This is a genomic window from Bartonella kosoyi (assembly GCF_003606325.2).
In the GTDB taxonomy this organism is placed as follows: domain Bacteria; phylum Pseudomonadota; class Alphaproteobacteria; order Rhizobiales; family Rhizobiaceae; genus Bartonella; species Bartonella kosoyi.
In genome coordinates this window covers 480,967-502,217 of the sequence record NZ_CP031843.2, presented here as the reverse complement: position 1 = coordinate 502,217, position 21,251 = coordinate 480,967, and the positions used below count along the sequence as shown (strand labels likewise).

Sequence of the window (21,251 nt, the reverse complement as noted above, 5' to 3'; positions counted from 1 at the left end):
TATTTTATTTAATTAAATTAACTATTAAAAACCGGTGGGGGAGGTTGTTTTTGCGTGAAACCATAATAATAAAAAAGCGCTTTAAAAAAACTCGAAGGTTTTTGGCAGTTTTATTTTTGTGGCGATAATTATTTGGATAATAAGTTTATTTAGATAAATTTGTTATAGCATATTCTCTTATCAGATTAATGAATTTTAACCTATAAGGAGTTAACATATTGATTTTATGCTCTTTTGAACTTCTTTTTCGTGAAAAGCAAAAACAATTAGCACATGGTAATCTCTATTCTTATTAAATTATAAATTGAAATGAAAACAGTTCTTTAGCATTAATGGTGCATTTTATTTTATCGTTTATCTGCTTCACATGTTTTTCTTAAAGATCTGATCTATTAACTTTATTGATTTCTTCTTAAAATAAACTTTCGCCCCTGTCTTCATTTGAAGCAAGGGCGAAATATTTTACTCAATGTATTCTGTTGATTATTAATTCAATGTCATATTAAATCCCGCACCTACACCCCAGTGACCTCCAGAATTGGTAACAGATACATTAGACAGAACAGATCCGCTTTCAGATGTATAACCAGCACCAAAGGCAAATGCAGATTTGTTACGCCATAAGCCGGTGCCAAATCCAACACTTAATTTTCCAGGTGTTTCATTATAGCGTAAGTTCGCCACTGCTATACCAATAGCCGCTGCTTGTCTTGCTTCTTTTCGCACACCCTCAATGCTGTAATTTAAAGCATCAAACTTCATATCCGTATAAGATTTCGCTTCATTAATAACATCACCCATTTGGTGATTGATAATGTCATTGAAACGCTCATTCGTATATTCTTTTGCCTTATCAAGGACTACATCTATCTTCTGGTTTGTCTCCCAGAGTTGGCTACCATTCACAGCTTGTTTTGAATCTTTGGATAAATCACCTGCCGCTACATTGTCTAACACTACCGGATCACTTTCACTCACACCAGCGAATGTAACTTTATTGATCTTATCACCCTTTTCATCTTTATCATACTTAACTGCATCATTCGTAACCGTATTTTCAATATTTTTTATCTGTTGATCAATATTATCTACACGGTTTTCAACCTTGCTAACCCTATTATTTGTCTCAAAAAGTTGGCTACCATTAACGGCTTCTTTTGAATCTTCAGATAATTTACCATCCGCTACATGCGTAATCTTACTGTTCTGATCATTGTGACGAGCGTCGAAAGCTTTTTCTTCCTCGTTCCAATTTAAACCACTTGATGAGACACTCTGAGCAACATTGTTAATACGCTCGTTGATATCGGATAGACTTCCATTAACTCCTTCAAACGCAGCTGCAACATTATCATAGCTAGTTTTATCCTTACCATTACCACCATTCTTGAATTGCGACACATAGAATGTGGGAGCGTTCCATTCACCGTCCTGATAGCCCGCTCCACCACCAAAATAACCAGCTATTTGATTTTTCAGAGTATAAATTTGAGAACCATTGATCGCATCCGTTGATTCAGCCGTAATGTCTCCAGCCTTAAGGTGCATAATCTTGCTATCTGCTTTTTTATCACCTTCACCATGTTGAGCGACAAATGCCTTATCAGCCTCGCTCCACAATAAAGCATCACCTTTTGTTTTATTGATCTCATTAGTAATTTCATTGGTGATTTTATTTTGAATATTCGTGAAAGATGTACCGACAGCAGAAAGCGCTTTTTCTACAGTATCATAACTTTCTTCATCTGCTGTACCATCCTCCTTAACTGTCTTAAGCGTAAAAGTAGGTGCTTTCCATTCGCCATTTTCATCATAACCAGCGCCACTACTCAAATATCCTGCAAGATTATTCCCCATCGAATAAAGCTGAGAACCATTGATCGCATCCGTTGATTCAGCCGTAATGTCTCCATTTAAAAGGTACTTAAGCTTGCTCTTTGCTTTTTCTTCGCCATGCTGAGCAACAAACGCCTTATCAGCATCGCTCCACAATAAAGCATCACCCTGAACCTGTTGCGTAATATGCGTTATGCTTTGCGTAAAATCGTTGAACTTGTTCGTGATGTCTTGACTGACATTTTCGATACCCTTATCAAGCTGACCTTTATTAACAGCCTCATTGCTGTTCTTGGCATCCTCTACACCAGAAATGATCCGATGTGCACCGCTTGCGTTGGCAATATTGATTTCTGTACCTTCTGTTTTAGCACCAATCGTGAGACGATTTGTTTCCTTATCCTGCTGAATAAAACTCTCACCCTCTACTTTGGTAATCGCATTATTAATCTGGTTGGTAATCTCCTTAGTAAAGTTATTCTGAACGTTCGTAAAAGATTGACCCACACCACTCAAAGCTTCAGCTACATTATGATAAGTTGCATCTTTTTCTTCACCATCAGTGTTAACAGTTTTAAGCGTAAAAGTAGGAGCACTCCATTCGCCATCCTTATATTCAGCTCCACCTCCAAAAGTTTCAGCTATCTTCGTAGCAGCGGTTTGGAGATTATTTGAGACCGTTATCACATTTTGATTTGTCGCAAACAGCTGTGAACCATTGATCGCATCCGTTGAGTCTTCGGTAATTTCACCATTTGCAAGAAATTTGATCTTGCTCTTTGCTTTTTCTTCGCCATGCTGAGCAACAAATGCTCCATCACTCTCGCTCCACAATAAAGCATCACCCTGAACCTGTTGCGTAATATGCGTTATGTTTTGCGTAAAATCGTTGAACTTATTGGTGATGTCTTTACTGACGTTTTCGATACCTTTATCAAGCTGACCTTTGTTAACGGCATCATTATTGTTCTTTGCATCTTCCACACCAGAAATGATCCGATTTGCACCGCTTGTGTTGGCAATATTGATTTCTGTACCTTCTGTTTTAGCACCAATCGTGAGACGATTTGTTTCCTTATCCTGCTGAATAAAACTCTCACCCTCTACTTTGGTAATCGCATTATTAATCTGGTTGGTAATCTCCTTAGTAAAGTTATTCTGAACGTTCGTAAAAGATTGACCCACACCACTCAAAGCTTCAGCTACATTATGATAAGTTGCATCTTTTTCTTCACCATCAGTGTTAACAGTTTTAAGCGTAAAAGTAGGAGCACTCCATTCGCCATCCTTATATTCAGCTCCACCTCCAAAAGTTTCAGCTATCTTCGTAGCAGCGGTTTGGAGATTATTTGAGACCGTTATCACATTTTGATTTGTCGCAAACAGCTGTGAACCATTGATCGCATCCGTTGAGTCTTCGGTAATTTCACCATTTGCAAGAAATTTGATCTTGCTCTTTGCTTTTTCTTCGCCATGCTGAGCAACAAATGCTCCATCACTCTCGCTCCACAATAAAGCATCACCCTGAACCTGTTGCGTAATATGCGTTATGTTTTGCGTAAAATCGTTGAACTTATTGGTGATGTCTTTACTGACGTTTTCGATACCTTTATCAAGCTGACCTTTGTTAACGGCATCATTATTGTTCTTTGCATCTTCCACACCAGAAATGATCCGATTTGCACCGCTTGTGTTGGTAATATCGATTTTATCGCCATCTGTATCTTTACCAATAGTGATAGATCTCGTTTTATCATCCTGTTTCACAAAACTATTGGCAGCTACCTGTTCTTTGACATCTTTTTCAACTTTTTGCAGCTGTGCAAAATTCACCGCATCGGTTTCTGCAGTTCCAGCTTTCACACCAGAAAGAGTCCGAGCCCCACCAGTCTTATTGATAAGATCGATTCTCTCACCATCTGTATCCTTCCCAATAGTGATAGATCTCGTTTCATCATCCTGTTTCACAAAGCTATTGGCCGCGACTTGCTTTTCGACTTCTTGAACCTGTTTTTGTATTTGTTCTTGGACTTCTTGCTTGGTTTTATTTAATTGTCCAAAATTCACTGCATCAGTTTCTGCAGTTCCAGCTTTCACACCAGAAAGAGTCCGCGTTCCACCAGTCTTATTGATAAGATCGATTCTATCACCATCTGCATCTTTACCAATGGTGATGTGTTTTGTATCAGCATCCTGTTTCACAAAGCTACTGGCTGCGACTTGTTGTCCAATTTTCTTCAGTTGTCCCAAATTCACCGCATCAGTCTCGTTAGTACCTTCTGCTACGCCTGTGATCTTTTTACTCCCTGCATTAATACCCTCAGTCGTTATTTGAGGACCATTCGCAATGATTAAGCCCGTGCCATTAAAAATATTCTGCCCTGCTTTTACACTCTCAAGCGTAAGGTTTTTTGCGAGATCAAATGTGACCTTATTATCACTTTCGCCTTTGGTGATTGTGAAATTGCTACTTCCAGCTGCCAAATCTACTGTACCATCTATCCCCACAGCTTTAGCATTCTTACCGTCAACAGACAGTTTCCAGCCCTTGTCTACATAGTTTTGCAATGACTTTAACTGTGCAACATTCACGGCATCAGTATTTGCACTCCCTGCCGCTACGCCTCCAATTTGCCGTGTTTTCTTGTTAGCAATATCACCAACACTCACAGCACCGTAAGTACTTTTCCATGCAAAATCATCCCCTGTCGCTGTCCCCCGTAAAAAAGGACTATAGCCTGCAACACCGGCAGCAACGTTCGCTATAGAATCTGCGCCTAAAGCAACAGCATGATCTGTATTTGCTCTTGAATAAAACCCTATAGAAAGAGCCTCTTTTTCCGTTGCATATGCACGATGACCAACTGCAGTTGAACCATACCCCAAAGCTTTAGAAACCGCGCCTAAAGCTGTTGAATAATCACCCTTGGCAGTGGTATAATCATTTTCCCCGTGTTCACTCTTTTCATTATATTCACCACCCAGCGCAGTACTGCTTGTCCCCATAGCGTGAGCCATATAGCCTATAGCAACACTCGATTTTTTTTGCACTTGCGATCCCTCACCCAAAGTAACATTTGTGTCTGCACGTTGTAATCCGGCATCACGGTTTGTTATTGCAGTTGAAACATTACGTGAGGAGTCAGATACACCAATGATCACTGAATTCTCATCATACTGTGCAAACTGTTGAGAAGACATACTATTACGAATAGACAATTGCGGATTGATAATAGATTGTTTCTTTTCTTCCTCTGTACTTACCGCTCTTTTCAATCGGTTACTGCCCCCTGCTTTAAGAGTATTTGCAAGAGAATTATCATCTCCCACATCAGAAAAGGTTCTTGTTAAAAAATTTGCATTATCATTCAAAACATGAGCGTTTGGTGCCAACGTCGTATTCGATACTGTTATATAATTATCTTTTGATACATCAAGAGAATCATCATAAACAGAGATAACGCTTTGTGGATACACCACAGAAACAGCCTTTATATCTGTAGACACCTCTTCTATTGAATCAATATTTTTTGAAAAAACAGGAGAAACGCTTGACAAAAGCGCAGCAATTGAAGTCACTGACACAACTTTAATAAAAGGAAAACGAGAAAATTTTGATTCACTTCCCGCTATTTTTGTATATAATTTGTTCATAACAAATTCCCCAATGAAAAAATTTTAACCATAAACATAAAAAAGACACATTTAAATACTATTTATCCCGTAATTTCTGTTTTTTCTATATGCAAAATATTTAAAGCGTGATTGAAAAAAGAAAGAAATGGTGCGTTTAGATGTTAAAGTGAATGCCTTTTGTTCTTTATAAGAGATAAGAAGTATTTTTGTGTATATTGGTTAATATTATCTTAATTTTTGGACCAATTGTTTTTTTAGTTTTTCATTCACTCCTTTTATTCACAGAGCAAGTGTTAAAATAATGACACGATCTCCTCTCTCCTTAATAGAGATATTTTTCTTTGTAAAATAAGCAGTATTATAAAACTTGCAATTTTTTTGAAGAATAAGCAAGAGAGACTTGTTACTTTATCCTTAAAGAAAATTCCGTCACAGTGCTAACAAATGACGCAGACAAAAATGATTGAAGTTACTGCAAGCTGATTTAGCATATATTTTTATCATTTTCTCAGTCAAAATAAAACGTATTTTGTCTTTACCAGAGGTTGTAAATTTACGGTTTTGTCGAGAAAAAGGCAATTTATCTTTGCTCTCTTTAGGCTGCTACAAAAAATTTTAAGAAAAAATAAGAAATACATTACTTATAAAAATATGCATTTTTTTCTCTTTAAAAAGTGATTACTTACCCGAAATCGTAAAAGTTTTTTCTGTTTTTAAAATCTGTGGTTATCATTATATCCTTTATCAATCTCTATGTATATCTTTTATAGATGTAAAAAACAATTCACCCCTGCCTTATGAGACAAGGGTGAAGAGAATTTTTTATGTGTTTTTTGATTATTAGTTCAGGGTCATATTGAATCCCGCACCTACACCCCAATGACCGCCAGAAGTGGTAACAGATACATTAGACCGAATATTTCCCTTCTCTGATGTATAACCTGCACCAAAGGCAAATGCAGATTGGCTACGCCATAAACCAGTCCCAAATCCAACGCTTAATTTTCCAGGAGTATCATTGTAGCGCAAGTTAGACACCGCTAAACCAATAGCCGCTGCTTGTCTTGCCTCTTTTTTCACACTCTCAATGCTGTAGTTTAAAGCATCAAACTTCATATCTGTATATTGTTTAGACCGCTCAACAGCATCGTCAATCGCATCAATCACAATATTATTAACCCGTTGATCCGTATAATGTTTGGATTCATCAAGAATAAGCTTCATCTGTTCTTGAGTATAGTCATGAAGTTGACCACCATTTACAGCTTCTTTTGATCCTTTCTCAATTTTACCATCAGCGACATTATCAATCAACACAGGCTCACTTGGATCACCACCTTTCAAAGTGATTTTATTGATTTTTTTACCGTTTTCATCTCTGTCATAGCGAACAGCATCCTCAGCAATATCGTTAACTTTATTATCAATATTATCAACTTTGGCGTCAATATTGAGAACTGTGTCACCAATATCAGCAATGGTATTGGAAATGTTATCAACTCTATTTGAAATATGCTTAACATCTTTTTCGACACCCGTGATACGTTCATTGGTCTTCCAAAGTTGTCCACCATTGACGGCATCTTTCGAACTTTCAGCAATTTCACCATCAGCTACACCGGTAATCTTACTCGGTTTACCATCACGGTTAGCATCATAAGCTTTCTTATCCTCATTCCACTTTAAAGCATCTGAATCGACCTTGTTGATGACATCATCGATACGGTTGTTAATATTTGACATCCCATCATTAATATCACCAAAAGCATCAGCGACATTATTGTGCTCTGTTTCAACAGTCTCACCATTCTCATTAACTTTAGAAATCTTGAAAGTAGGGTCTGTCCATTTGCCATTCTCATATTTGGCACCACCACCAAAATAATTCGCAAGCTTGTTATTCATGAGATAAAGCTGGTTACCCGTGATAGCATCCGTTGAACCTTCAGCAATATTACCATCCAAAAGATACTTCAATTTGCTGTTTGTTTTCTTGCCATCTTTTTCATGACGCGCAACAAATGCTCCTTCTTTATCATCCCACAGTAAAGCATCTTTTGAGATACCTTCAATTGTCTGATTAAACTCATTGGATACTTTCGTTAAGCGCTGATTCACATCTTGAACATTCTTATCAAGACCTGTTAAAGCCGAACCAACATCATAAAAATTAGCTTTTCCTACCTGACCTTCTACAATAGCAGATAAAGTATATTTTAGTCCTTTAAAGGCACCATCAACAAACTTTGCACCACCACCGAAAAACTTGGAAATATCTTCTGATATTTTATTAATCTGACTACCATTAATGGCATCATGAGAATCTTGGGAAATTTTACCATCCTTGACATTAAGGAGAGCCACTGGTTTTGCGCCCTTCTCGCCACCTAAAGTCACGCTATTATAATTAACAGTACCATCTTCATTCTTGTCATAGAGAACAGCAGCAGCACTTGCTATCTCAATATCATTTGAAATCTTCTCTATGCTTTTATCAAGTTGGTCTTTGTTAACAGCTTCATCACCCTTCTCTGCTGCTTTTACACCAGAAATAGAACGTGCTACCTTGCCATATCCTGCAATATTGATTTCAGTACCAGCTGTTTTCGCACCAATAGTGATAATACCTGAAATGCCTTCTTGTTGGACAAGATTATTTTCTTTCATTTCAGTAATCTTATTATCAATATTTGTGATAGAAGTATTCACACCAGTAAACGCATCTGTAACATTATTATATGCCTTATCCTGAATAAGGAAGGATGGTTCTATACCTGCAAGTACATCTGTGTTGCCACCAAAATATTTGGATGTATTTTGAGCAACTTTTGATAAGTTATCAGTAACAGTGGTAACTTTTTCATTCATCTTAAAAAGCTGTGAACCATTTACAGCTTCTGTGGAATTTTGAGAGAGTTCTCCATCTTTTACACCAGAAAGTGTTCTCTCTTGATTATTTTTATTTGCAATATTGATTTTTGTACCACCGGTTGCTTTCCCAACAGTGATAAGACCATTTTCTCCATCCTGCTTCACAAGGCTATTTTCTGTTATATTAGAGATTTTATTGTGAATCTGTGTAAAAGAATCGTTTACACCTTCAAAAGCTTCAGCGACATTTTGATAAGGTTCTTTAGAGACAGCACCATTATCGTCGATATGGTAAACATGAAAAGTAGGAGCACTCCATTCTCCATTCTCATAACTAGCACCGCCACCAAAATAATTAGCAATTTCACTGCCCATATAATGAATTTGGGAACCATTGACTGCATCTGTTGAATCTTCAGTAATCTTCCCACCAGAAACACCAGAAATAATTCGAACACTGCCTTCATTATTTGCGATATTGATTATGCCCCCACCTGTTTTTGCACCAATGGTGATAGGACCAGACTTTTCTTCTTGCTGAACCAAATTATTTTCTTTGATATCAGAAATTTGATTATGAATATTCGTGAAAGTATTATTCACACCTTCAAAAGCATCAGCAACATTATCATATGGCTGCTGCGAAACTGACCCATCAGCATTAATTTTATAAACCTTGAAAGTAGGAGCTTGCCATTTGCCTTTCTCATACTTAGCACCACCACCAAAATAATCAGCAATATCAAGAAACCCAACAGTTATTCTATGATCAACCGTGAAGACATTTGTATTAACGGCATCCAACGCTGAACCAACATTATCATATCTCTTTATAGCTATTGGACCATCTTCCTCAATAATCTTTAACTCATATTCTGGTCCTGTAAATTTACCATTTTCGAACGAGATATTACCACCAAAGAATTTTGCAAGGTCGCTACCTATAGAATGAATTTGGGAACCGTTTATGGCATCTGTTGAATCTTCAAAAATATCACCATTCAAAAGAGACGTAATCTTACTTTCTGTTGTTTCATCTCCTTTTTTATGGAGCGCAACAAAGGCTTGCTTCGCATCACTCCACAATAAAGCATCTTGAGAAAATTTATCAAACTTCTGATTAAAGTCATTAGTGACATACGTTAGGCGGCTATTCACATTTTTGACATTTGCATCAAGTCCTGTCAAAGCATCACCAACATTTTCAAATTCCTTCCGCTCTACTGTACCATTGGTAGAAACGTGAGATAAAACATATTTCGGCCCAGAAAACTCACCATTATTAAATTCTGTACCACCACCAAAAAACTTTGCGACATCTTTAGATATCTTATTAATCTGGCCACCATTGATTGCTTCATACGACTCTTCAGAAATTTTACCATCTTTTACACCGGCAATAGTCCGCTCTTCATCACTACCCGTGATATCAATTTTTGTACCGCCTTTTTCTTTACCAATGGTAATGAGCCTCTCATTCTTATCCCATTTAACAAGACTATTGCCTTCTATTTGATCTTTTATTTTATTCAACTGTGAAAAATTGACAGCATCGGTATCAGATTCTCCCGCCTGCACTCCCGTAATCTTTTTATTGCCAGCATTAATACCATTCAAAGTTATTTCGGGCCCATTACCTTCAACAAACTTAAAGCCATCATTACTCATAATGCTATTGCCTGTCGTGACACTTACTAGCGTAATCTGATCCATTAAAGAAAAGGTGACTTTATTGACGTTATCTTTTTGAATTTGGATATTTTTAACGCGGCTGTCCCTAGTCTCACCAGCAATAAAATCTACTGTACCACCAGCTTTAACATCTGTAGCATTTTTCCCATCAACAGAAAGGCTCCAGCCTTGTTCTGCAAGTTCTTTTACCTCTTGCAACTGTGAAACATTAACTGCATCATTCCCATTAGTACCTTTTTGTACTCCTGTGATTATTTTATTGCCAGCATGAATACCACCCGTAGTCATGCTAGGACCATCAGTAATTATGAAGCCATTATCGGCCATATGTGACTTTCCAGTTACTACATCACCAACTTTGATCACTTCACCTAAATCAAAGGATACCTTATTGCCTTCACCTTTTACAATTTTAATATTTGTCGTACCACTCTCTTCATTATTCTTATCTTTATGCTTAGCAGCAATAAGATCCACTGTATCCCAAGCTTTAACATCTGTAACATCTTTACCATCAACAGAAAGTTTCCAGCCGCCTCCGTTTTTTTCTACATATTTTTGTAGCTGCCCAAAATTCACTGCATCGGTATCTTCTTCGGCTTCCGCTATTCCTTTAATCGTTTTATTACCAGCATAAATGCCTTGAACAGTTATGCTCGGCCCATCACCATCGTCAACTCTAAAGCCCGAAGCATCCATAATGCTTTCTCCTACTGTGACAGACATTACATTAATATTTTCAGCTAAATCAAACGTAACATTGTGGTCATTATCTTTCGTAATATTGATATTCTTGCCAGTTTCATTGCCAGCTGACTGAAAATTTACTGTACCGTTTGGACCAATAGCAGTAGCACTTCCTCCATTAACAGCAAGCTGCCAGCTTGTTTTGGTTGCATTTTTTATCTCTTGCAACTGCTTATAATTCACCGCATCGTTAGGTTCGGTCCCATCTGCCACGTTTGTGATCTTTTGATTTCCAGCATCAATACCGTCAACAGTCATGCGTGGCCCCTCATTAATAATAAAGCCATCACCGCTCATAGAGCTTATTCCTGTAGTGACACTGATCAATTTAAGATTATCACTTAAAGCAAAGCGCATTTTCTGCTTCTTGTTTTCATTGCTTTTCTCAATCGTTAAGTTATCTTGTCCTACTCCGCTATTTTTCACTGAAAAATCTACGATGCTACCTGAATTCACATCTGTCGGATCTGTATCGTTAGCAGAAAGTTTCCAAGCTCCTGATGCTGCAGCGCTTATAGCTTTTAACTGTGCCACATTCACAGCATCGGTATCTTCAGTACCAGCAGCCACACCCGTAATTTGTCGTGTTATTTTACCATTCGCAGCCTCTTGACCAACATCACCAACACTAAAAGCGCCTGCTGTACTTTTCCATGTCTCATCAGTTTTTGTTGTCATTTTACCTGTTGCAGGATCATAACCTTTACCATCCTTTCCTCTACGAGATACAGATGCCCCACCTACAGCAACACCATCCGCAACAAGTGCCTGTGCATTTGCACCAATGGCAACGGAATCTTCTCCTTTACCATAAGTATGGGTCCCTATAGCAATAGCATTTTTAGCCTCCGCCAACACGTCTCTAGTAGGATTAGAAGGGTTAGTTCTGTCAGAGCGTCTGCTCCCTATTGCAATAGCACCTGAAGCTTTCGCTTGAGCATCTACACCTATAGCAATACTTCTGCTACCAGAAGCATTTGCAAGTCCACCGACAGCGACTGCAGACTCCCCTGATGCTTCCGAACTCACGCCCATGGCAACGCTTGCTCTACCGCTTGCAAGTGCAGCAACACCAAAAGCTTGTGCTCCACCAGCCTTTGTGGTTGCTCCCGCACCAAATGCTGTTGAATAATTCCCGGTTGCTGCAGCGCCACAACCCGTCACAAAAGAATAAACACCATAAGCTTCAGGTAGAACATTCTCAGATCCCCCAGTATTTTTTCCCATATAAGAACCTGTTTGTGTTAAAATACCCGAACTTTGCCAAGTAACCTTGTTAGTGGTTGTGCCATAAGGATTACGGCCAATGTTATCTGCTTGATCAACGATAAAATTATTATATTGGTCTTCTGCAGTTATTTTATTAGTAAGATTTTCCTGTTGCTTGCCACCACGCCCCTTAACATTATCTACACCACAGAAGTCATCATCACCCGCAAAAACAATACTGCCATGACTGCCACGTGGATATGGAACATCGGCACCACTCGAATTAAAAAGGGCTCCTCCGGTTATGCCAACACCCGCAGCAAAAACGGGAGAAACACTTGATAAGAATGTGGCCATTGCCGCGCTGAGCGAGACAGCTTTAATTAAATTTGGTGTGGAATATTTTTTTTTCATAAGAACCTCCTCCAACAGAGTTCAACATCATTACAACGCGCAAAAAACACATGGCAAAACCCTTGAGTTCGCGCACCTCAAAAACCAATAAATCAAGACAAAACTCCCCCTTCTGATACCGATACTTATCCGGCATCAGCCTAAAATCTTTGCAACAACATCGAATCTAGAAAAGCCCCCAACCCTTTTAGCTAGAGGGATTCAAACTAAAAATAAATAAAAACACAAGACTTTGAAAATATATCGTTATCTCCATTCAAAAATACTGCGATTTATCTCTTAACAAAAATAGTTTCACTAAAGAGCAATTCTATCTTTCAAATAAAGCGCAGCAGCAGAATGGCAAGAGTGTAAAAAATAATTTTTTATCAATTGGCAAAAATACTTATTAATGAAATAGCTGTTCTTATAAACACAAATTTATGATTTTTTTAACTTATAGCATAACGTAATAGATAATGATGATCATCATAACCTCACTCTTTGTTATGCGATCTTTGTTATGCGATAACCTGTTCTAGTAAAAGGGGTATTGCTTTGGAAAACATATTTCCTAATATAATGAGGCGCATTTTATAAAAAGTTTCAATGTGCTTATTGCATCATCTTCATAAAAAGATAAAAGCACGCTATAAATGCCTCTTTTTTCTTCTCTCTTGTATATCTGGTAGCATTTTATAAGAACCAAATATAATTTTAGCACCATAATGGGATTAAGGCCATAGTGTCTTCTCACTTTATATATAAATTTTTTTAAATATCACAAACTGAAAAGAAACTTTTTCCCCTCACATAACCCACTGTATTTTTAGTGTTGTCAGTACCTTTTCCTTCAACAAATACATATTTCAGGAATAGTGTCTGCTTCTTTTTGAAGAAATTTTATTTGTATCATCAATCATAATGCTTTTTATGAACTATTTTATCTACATCAAAATAATATATTGATTTATAATGATAATTTATCGTTTTTCAGGTTAAACAAAAGATTTGAAGATCGTAAGATTTTTCCCTTTCAAACCTGTTCATACAGTGAAAAAATCAAAAAAGTTCCATTTTTTAAAAGAGCTGTTCGTTGGTATCTTATAACGTTTCTTGATGCGTTTTCTCAACTTCGATTTTACGCTTTAAATGTAATTTTAAAAGTAGCATCGTGGCTTCGACTTCTTCCATATCATTGATGTCTTGAATAAGCTCTTGCAATTTTCCGTAAAGCTCTCCAGCTAATTCTGCTATATCTTCAGGAGGCATATCTATTTTTGCATCATGATAAGTTTTATACGCTAAATGTCCGAGCTTTTTCATCAATCCAAAAGGAATCGCTTGCGATTTTAAACCAGCTGCCTTCGCTTTTGCCATATCTGAAAACATCTCGCCATTACCCGTTACAAGCCAATTTAAATTGACGCCAAATTTTTCTCCATATGATGATAAAATAGTCGCATCGGGAATTCTGTCACCGCGTTCGTAATTGCCAAGCCCTTGAATGCTAATGCCAATTTTAACTGAAAATATATTACGAGACAAACCTACAAACTTTCTAACCTCTGTTAGACGTTTTGCTAAGGGCGTTTTAGGTGCATTTATTTGTCGCGTCATATCAATAATATCTACAAATGGGATTCATAAACGCTTCATTTGTAGATATACCATTGTTACTGCCCCTTATGTTAGGCAAAAATTTACACACAAGCCCACAAAAATGGATGTTGCAGCATCCATTTGCAGGAGCGAAATTTATGACAATCACACAAAAAATGCAACCGCCATGGTATTTTACTGAGCTGCGCCGTTGTAATATGTTCGTAGCGAAACTCACACAAGATTACCATACTGCTTTAAAAGTTGCAGCTGCACTTTTCTCAACAGCAAAAATGCTCACTGCGTTTTCCTCATCCTACAATGGGGTAACAACGTTTGAACCTCTTTGCCAAAATATACAATCGCACTTTCCGTAGCCTTTTAATTACATAAGATAAAAAGTTTATCAATCTCTAAAAATTATTATAACTTAAGATCTTGTACTAAACGAAAAGAGAAAAGATGCATAAAATATGTGAGAATTTGTTGGTTCTTAAGCTGGATTTTAACAGCAGAAAATATTTTCATTTTTTACCTTAGAAAATATTAGTAATTTTCTTTGTCGCTGTTAAAGGTGTTTTTCAGATTCGATTTTACGCTTTAAATGAAGTTTTAAAAGTGGCAGGGTGGCTTCGACTTCTTCCATATCATTGAGGTTTTGAATAAGATCTTGCAATTTTCCGTAAAGCTCTGCTGCTAATTCCGCAACATCTTCAGGAGAAAGTGTTATGTTTGCATTATGATATGTTGTATAAGCTAAATATCCAAGCTTTTTCATCAGCCCAGCAGGAATCGCTTGCGGTTTTAAACCAACTGCTTTCGCCTTTGCCATATCCGAAAACATCTCGCCATCGCCCGTTACAAGCCAATCTAATGAAACACCGCAAATTTTTTGATATTTGGAGAGCGCAGAGGCTGTAGGTTCACTGTTACCCGTTTCATAAGTTCCTATAGAGCCAGCAGTAATACCAAGATGTTCAGCAAACTGCTTACGCTCTGTGAAACCAAGAGCGTGACGCACTTCACGAAAACGTTTTGCCAACTCAGTTTTAGGTTTTGCTTCCGGACGAGCCAAAAAATTACTCCAAAATCAATATAATTGTTGACTAAATAATTATATTGTTTTGCATCTATCGTTACTGCTCTTAGAAAAAAGCAGTTATCACATACACAACCCCACAAAAATGGATGTTACAGCATCCATTTCAGCAGGAGCGAAAATTATGACAATTACACAAAAAATGCGACCGCCATAGTATTTTGCCAAGCCCTCACTCTCATCCCCCTAGGCAAAACGCGTGAAAGTTTACCAAATATCGACCTTCAGTGTCAAAAACATTTGGGCACCCTCTCATGAAAAAACAATACCTGCCATGGCCCATTTGTATGCCCGTTGAGCAAAATTCTTATCAACGGCTCTCTCAAAAAGCGCAGTCATATGTCTCACAGTAGTAAAAACCCATGTGGTTTTCTTCATTGCGTACTGTGCAATATATCACTGAAATCTTATTACAAAAACATGCGAATGCACTTCTCATAGCTTTTTATAAAACAAAAGGTTTATTAATGTCTCAAACTCAATATAAAAAAGGCAAAATAATTTCACTTCTGCAAAAAATGAGATTATTACACATTCTTAAAAAGCTGAACGTTTACAAACCATGCCTGCTTATTGTAGATATTAATGGCATTGATTTAGCTATATTGAGAATAAACAGGGTATTTTGTGTATTGCCAAAATATTCTTTTTATGCGCGAATTAAAAGCCTTTTTGCAATGTATTTTAAATGCTATAAGTTCTATAATAAACGCATTGCCATCCATATTTATAATTGGGCGCTTCAAAATCTTGGAGTGACAAAGTTTTTAATAGGCATTGGTTTAAAAGTGCGTATTTTGCAGAAAATTGACAAAACCATGAGGCTCGTATATATGGAAACTCTGAGTAATCATAGTGGAGTGATCCTTAAACAAACCAAAGCTGTACAAAAAGCCGTAACGTGGAGGAATTTAGCATGACCTCTTTATGCGGTAAGGAGTTATCCGATACACTGGTTGGTCTTTATGACGATTATCAACGTGGTTTTGATATTGGAGAAGAGCTTAAACTGTGTGTGGATTTAGCTTTATCTCTTGAATTGGAACTCAGTATTCTCCGTTTAAGTGAAACAGATGCACTTTTAAAAAAAGAGATTGTGCAAACCTTGAATCGTCGCAGAAGTGCTCATTCCAATGAAGATGAAATTGATGCAATTTTTCGTATGGATTTTGAAAAACAAAAATAATGTAATATTCTTCCCGTATGATAGAGCACTTTGACTTTCTGCTGTGCTTAAACCAAAAAACTTTTAAGGAACGTTAAAGTGTTGCGTCCTTGTCTCTTTACTAAAGTCCGGTGAAAAAAAATGCATCAACCCTTGTTGGCCATCATCAAAAAATAAGGAGTATTTTATAACAATATAAAGCTATACTTTCTTCATTAAAAGCAGCCATACTTTCGCATTTACTCACCTCCCCCTTTAAAAGCAAAATATGAAATATGCCCCCTCGTAAATGTTTATAAAATAGCATATAGCTTTACTGCACTTCAATGTAATTTATCATTTTTCATGTTTATAAAACAGTACGATAAGCATCCCAATAAGCGCAACAATACTTTGAAGAAAATATATCAATTGAGGTGATATGCTGCTGCTATCGCTTGCCATAATGAGATAGACTCCGAGGATAAAGCTTCCAGACAAACCATTAAAACTTGCCTGCAATCTTCCTTGGTATTCAGGATCACAAGAGAGTTGCGATAAAGAAATTGAAAGAGCCCAACTCGAAAGTCCAAATCCAATCATAAAGTAAATAGGAAAAACAACAAAAATGTGTGTATTAACAGACAAAATAGCAAGTCCAATAGCCATAACAGCTAATAAAAATGCCAAGGTTTTCCTTATGGATAAAACTTTACAAAGAAGTGGCGAAAGAAGCGCTCCTGTCAATACGCCCATAGAATAAAGCGCCTCAAATATTGCAAAGGTCCCACTATCCGTGCTTAAGACCTCTTGTGTATAAGGAACTAGAATAACAGGGATGGTCATTAAAAGCGTTGTAATAATCATCTGGCTTATATAAGGCATAAAAAGAACCGGATTCCGCTTAAAATAATGAAGGGATGCTCTATAACTTTTCCACCAATTTTGCTTACTTTGATTTTTAGATCTACGGTTTTTAGGTACCTTCATTGCAAAGTTAAACAAACCAGCAATAATAAAAAATATACCACCTATTAGAAGAGTTCCTTTTGTTCCTACACAGGCAAGTATAAATCCACTAAACCCCATACCGATAATCATTCCAAGTTCATAGACCATATCAATGGTTGCATTTGCATTGATAAGCTGTTTTGGGGGAATAATACTTTGGATTAAAGGAATAGCTGATGGCATATAAAAAGAAATAAAAATACCCAACAAAGCAGATAAGATCATCAAATCAATTTCTATACCCAATTGCCAAAGTATACTCCACCCAACAATCACCAAACCTCTGACAAGATTTGAAATGATAATCTGCGCTTTACGATTATATTTATCTGCCAATACGCCTAAAATAGGTGCAAAAATAATGCTCGGCATCCAGAGAAAAAACATCAAAAGCGCTACACCACGAATTGAATTTGTTTGATTGTAAGCAAGCCACGATAATGCAATATAATTGAGCCCACTTCCAAATGTAGCAAACAAACCGCTCAAGGTAAAATAGAGGAAAGTTCTATTCTTGAATAAAGCAGCGCGTTCTTTCAAATTTGCAACGAACATAAATTATCCCCTTGTACACATGTCATTCAGGATGCAGTATAACCACATTTAAAAACATATATTTAGCTCTTATTTTAGTTCACTAAATTTAAAGAAACAAAATTTCTCATTTTGTTAGAGCCTGATTAATTTTTTATGAAAAGAAAACGCTCTAGGTATCATATCGGGTAATCTTAACATACTGAAGATTCATAAATATTTCTATTCTCATTAAGAATTACATTTGCGCCATAGAGGTAAAATAGTAGCACTGAAATGTGTTGTTTTAACTGTAACAGTTACAAAGCGAATAGGTGATCTCATTTTTACGATAGAGGATTTGGAATTAGTCGTTTCCGCAAGCAGGTTATAAATTTGATACTTATAAAAGACATTTAAGGGGTAATCGCACCAGAAGTGAGACAGATTTTTAGAGGAATATATAAAATCTCAGCGTGATATACGTAAAAAATAATTGGCTTTCAAAATGCATTATTTGAGGCAACAGAAGAAAAAGTAAATATCAGCCCTATAGAAGGGGACAAAGAGCAGCTCCCATTCAACTTTCTTTTAAAATTTATATTTGACATAATGGACAAAGGAGAGCTTCTTTATGTACAGTGCAATTCGTGAGGGGAGGACCAGACCACATACTAAAGACCATTCAACCGCAAAGTGAAAAATTTGATGGATTGGCTGGTGATTATGATCGCTATCGTCCACGCTATCCCCTCAGCTTATTTAAAATCATGCTGCTTCCTTTTAAAGATAAAAAACATTTGTCCATTGTGGATGTAGGAGCTGGAACAGGCATCGCATTAGAGGGAATTGTCAAACTTCTAGGCAATGAACATCAATATCATGCGATCGATGTCTCAGTAGATATGATTAAGCAGGGGAAAAGAAAATTTCCTTTTGTGCAGTGGTATCACGGTAAAGCAGAAAGCCTCTTGCCCTAAATCGGCAAGGTTGATCTTGTTGTTGCGGCACAAGCGTTTCAGTGGATGGATCGCCCTCTATTGCTTAGTACTGTCTCAAGCCAACTTCGCACTGGAGGGGTCATGGCGGTTATTCAAAACAATCGCGATTTTCAAAATAGTCAATTTCTAGCTGCTTATGAAACATTATTAGAGAAGATGAGCCCTCACTATTCCCGTTATTATCGTAATTTGATTTTTTACAAGAAATGCGTGATGGCCTTGGAGTCAATCCAGAAAAGGTTGCTTTACATACACACAATTGGACGATGACAATCCCCTCCGAAGCTTTTATGGGTATGAGCCGCTCTTCAACGCAAGCGCAACGCGCCATTGCTAAACACGGAGAAGAATATTTGCAGCAATTGGTTACACTGACAAAACAATATGAAGTGCAAGGAAATTTGGAACTTTTGTATCGAAGTGAACTCTACATTTATATGAAATAATCTTACATCTATGGCTATCCCCGTTACCTTTCAACGCATTATAATCTCCCAATAAATGAAGTCGTTCCACCCAAATTTGTTGTATAAAAATCCCTTAAAGCTGTACTAGCACACCTCAATCTGAAGCCATAAATAATTTCTGCCCGATAATTAAGGTTTGTTGCCACCCTAAAATTCAAGCTTATCCAGGCAATGATCAATAACAACCTAGCAACATTGAATTAAACAGAGACACCCCTTAAAATACCAAATATGGCTCTTAGGCGTAGCTGTTCTCATCATCGAATAAGTCTCCTTTATCGGCAAGGTGTCCCACAAAAAACGCAGCAAAAATACCAGTTGTCCCCGCTACTTAAATTTCTGAAAATGGGATATTATTACAGTAAATATCAGCGTTTAAATTTATATCATGTCCCTATCGAAAAAACTTGACTTATCCCGTAATAGATGTACTCACTGTTTATGAGCTTGTGTACCAATTATAATACTGCATATTTTTGAAGATGCAGACATGGGGGGATGGTGTGCGCAAACAGCTAATGTTTCGGTTTTATGGGCTTGTTGTTCTGCTCTATCTTTCTGATATGGTGCTTTTCTTAAGTAACCTTTGGAATGCTTATCGCATAACATCCTCATCGGTTTTTCTAGGCATAACCATGGCTTTAGGGACTCTTACACCCTATCTTTTGAAAAAGAGTGGTTTTGTGCACATTAAAGCATCGTTGCGATTGATCGATTTATACAAAAGACGGATCATCATCTATAGCCTCCTTTTATTGATTGCTCTTTTTCATTATGTCGACTCCCGTTTTGGTTTTATTGTGGTCTCTATCTCTATTGGTTATCTCTCTTTGATCACCTTAAGTACGCTGGAGACTTATAATACTAAACTCGCGCTTAGTGGCTATATTAGTGCTCAAAAGGCTTCTCCCATTATGCAAACAGTGGTGCAGATTGGCGCCTTTTTGGGGGCAGCATTGAGTGGTTATCTCTTAGAAGCAACCAGCCCACGAGGGGTAGCTGCTGAATTCGGCTATAATGGTTTGATGGCAGCGATTTGTGTGTTTGACATTATCGTAAGCCTTGTGGCCGGATATGTCATCTTTCGCGATGAATATCATGCCGACAGCACTACAAACGGCTTGCCGCCTATCACCGATAAAGAGCCAATGCTTATACCGCAAGCAGATGGGCTTTCCCTAGAGCTTAAACTTTTATGCATCTGCATAGGCCTTATTGGCTTTCACATTTGCGCTTATAATACACTAGCAACTATCCTTTTTCAGAGCGTGAAAAATTTTGGCTCTGAATATTATGGGTTGTGCAGCGCTGTTGCAGGTGTAGGGGCTTTTTTAGCTGCTTTTATCAAGATCCCGCGCTTTGAATTCATCCTTCCAGCCCTTATATTGGGTTTAGCTGATCTTATTTTTAGCACCACGCAATCGCCTTATTGGGCTGTGATTTTTTGCTTTTTTATTGGCTTTTCAATGAATACCATGCGGATTAACGCCCGCAAACATATGATTGAAGCAACCCGAACAGAAACTCAAGCAGAGCTGGTGGGAAGCTATAGCGGCATGCTTTATACTCTCTCTCAATCGGCTGGTTATGTTATCCTTGGTCTTCTTACAAGCTCTGCCCTTATGGGACCTCAAGCAGCCATTTACCTTCTCCCCCTTATAGGGCTGATAATTTTTATTTATGTTTTTTTCCTTTCATCACAGCGGGCCAAAGTATGAGTAAATCCATTCTTATTGTCGATCCTTTCTCCACGGGTGCTCTTTATAGTCCTGCTTTACAAAAATTAGGCTATGCTTGTTATGGCGCTGTCTCTCAACCAATTCCTTTTTCACACTTTATGCTCTCTTATCAGGGTGAGGGCATGGTAGAAGCGAAACTTCATAGTGTCGATGAAATAAAACAGCGCTTTCCTGTCGGTGCGATAAAAGCCGTGGTAGCAGGCTCCGAAAGAGGTATTTATTGTGCAGAACAATTGGCTGCTTATTATGGTTGTGCCGGAAATAACCCCTTGACCACTGATTAGCGGCGAA

General features: G+C 37.5%; 10 protein-coding genes and 1 pseudogene. 6 read left to right on the top strand and 5 right to left on the bottom strand.

All coding sequences use genetic code 11. The features are described from left to right. Positions 1 to 486: 486 nt before the first annotated feature. From D1093_RS02085 to D1093_RS02075, 3 genes are all read right to left on the bottom strand, one after another. Entirely contained in the window at positions 487 to 5,490 is a 5,004-nt protein-coding gene (locus tag D1093_RS02085) for a Vomp family autotransporter (protein ID WP_120100348.1), read from the bottom strand. Between the two features lie 822 nt (positions 5,491 to 6,312). Continuing rightward, entirely contained in the window at positions 6,313 to 12,405 is a 6,093-nt protein-coding gene (locus tag D1093_RS02080; RefSeq protein ID WP_120100346.1) for a Vomp family autotransporter, read from the bottom strand. 1,083 nt (positions 12,406 to 13,488) lie between these two features. Next, positions 13,489 to 14,004 carry a helix-turn-helix domain-containing protein gene (locus D1093_RS02075; protein ID WP_120100344.1) on the bottom strand — a complete coding sequence of 172 codons (516 nt, stop codon included), beginning with the start codon at positions 14,002 to 14,004 and terminating at the stop codon, positions 13,489 to 13,491. Between the two features lie 140 nt (positions 14,005 to 14,144). Between D1093_RS02075 and D1093_RS02070 the strand changes: the two genes are divergently transcribed. Next, positions 14,145 to 14,363, top strand: a complete 219-nt coding sequence (locus tag D1093_RS02070; protein WP_150222253.1) for a hypothetical protein — start codon at positions 14,145 to 14,147, stop codon at positions 14,361 to 14,363. A 191-nt stretch (positions 14,364 to 14,554) separates the two neighbouring features. Here D1093_RS02070 and D1093_RS02065 read toward each other — a convergent pair whose 3' ends face one another. Next, positions 14,555 to 15,061: a helix-turn-helix domain-containing protein gene (locus D1093_RS02065; RefSeq protein WP_120100341.1), complete on the bottom strand. Its 507-nt coding sequence runs from the start codon at positions 15,059 to 15,061 to the stop codon at positions 14,555 to 14,557. A gap of 401 nt (positions 15,062 to 15,462) precedes the next feature. Between D1093_RS02065 and D1093_RS02060 the strand changes: the two genes are divergently transcribed. Continuing rightward, positions 15,463 to 16,005, top strand: a complete 543-nt coding sequence (locus D1093_RS02060) for a hypothetical protein (RefSeq protein ID WP_244614016.1) — start codon at positions 15,463 to 15,465, stop codon at positions 16,003 to 16,005. Further along, positions 16,002 to 16,271 carry a hypothetical protein gene (locus D1093_RS02055; RefSeq protein ID WP_005774489.1) on the top strand — a complete coding sequence of 90 codons (270 nt, stop codon included), beginning with the start codon at positions 16,002 to 16,004 and terminating at the stop codon, positions 16,269 to 16,271. Before D1093_RS02060 ends, D1093_RS02055 begins: the two co-directional genes overlap by 4 nt. A 315-nt stretch (positions 16,272 to 16,586) precedes the next feature. Here D1093_RS02055 and D1093_RS02050 read toward each other — a convergent pair whose 3' ends face one another. Further along, positions 16,587 to 17,795, bottom strand: a complete 1,209-nt coding sequence (locus tag D1093_RS02050) for an MFS transporter (protein WP_120100339.1) — start codon at positions 17,793 to 17,795, stop codon at positions 16,587 to 16,589. Between the two features lie 629 nt (positions 17,796 to 18,424). Between D1093_RS02050 and D1093_RS02045 the strand changes: the two are divergent. From D1093_RS02045 to D1093_RS10120, 3 genes and pseudogenes are all read left to right on the top strand, one after another. Next, positions 18,425 to 19,200 (top strand): annotated as a pseudogene (locus D1093_RS02045) (class I SAM-dependent methyltransferase). Between the two features lie 503 nt (positions 19,201 to 19,703). Further along, entirely contained in the window at positions 19,704 to 20,939 is a 1,236-nt protein-coding gene (locus D1093_RS02040) for an MFS transporter (protein WP_120100338.1), read from the top strand. Further along, a complete protein-coding gene (locus D1093_RS10120) occupies positions 20,936 to 21,244 on the top strand; it encodes a hypothetical protein (RefSeq protein WP_244614015.1) in 309 nt (102 codons plus the stop codon). The genes D1093_RS02040 and D1093_RS10120 overlap by 4 nt, the downstream gene beginning before the upstream one ends. Positions 21,245 to 21,251 lie beyond the last annotated feature (7 nt).

Bases quoted from the DNA above. Each gene is read 5' to 3' on its own strand.
- D1093_RS02085 (WP_120100348.1), bottom strand. From the start codon at position 5,490: ATGAACAAATTATATACAAAAATAGCGGGAAGTGAATCAAAATTTTCT.
- D1093_RS02080 (WP_120100346.1), bottom strand. From the start codon at position 12,405: ATGAAAAAAAAATATTCCACACCAAATTTAATTAAAGCTGTCTCGCTC.
- D1093_RS02075 (WP_120100344.1), bottom strand. From the start codon at position 14,004: ATGACGCGACAAATAAATGCACCTAAAACGCCCTTAGCAAAACGTCTA.
- D1093_RS02070 (WP_150222253.1), top strand. From the start codon at position 14,145: ATGACAATCACACAAAAAATGCAACCGCCATGGTATTTTACTGAGCTG.
- D1093_RS02055 (WP_005774489.1), top strand. From the start codon at position 16,002: ATGACCTCTTTATGCGGTAAGGAGTTATCCGATACACTGGTTGGTCTT.
- D1093_RS02050 (WP_120100339.1), bottom strand. From the start codon at position 17,795: ATGTTCGTTGCAAATTTGAAAGAACGCGCTGCTTTATTCAAGAATAGA.
- D1093_RS02040 (WP_120100338.1), top strand. From the start codon at position 19,704: ATGCAGACATGGGGGGATGGTGTGCGCAAACAGCTAATGTTTCGGTTT.
- D1093_RS10120 (WP_244614015.1), top strand. From the start codon at position 20,936: ATGAGTAAATCCATTCTTATTGTCGATCCTTTCTCCACGGGTGCTCTT.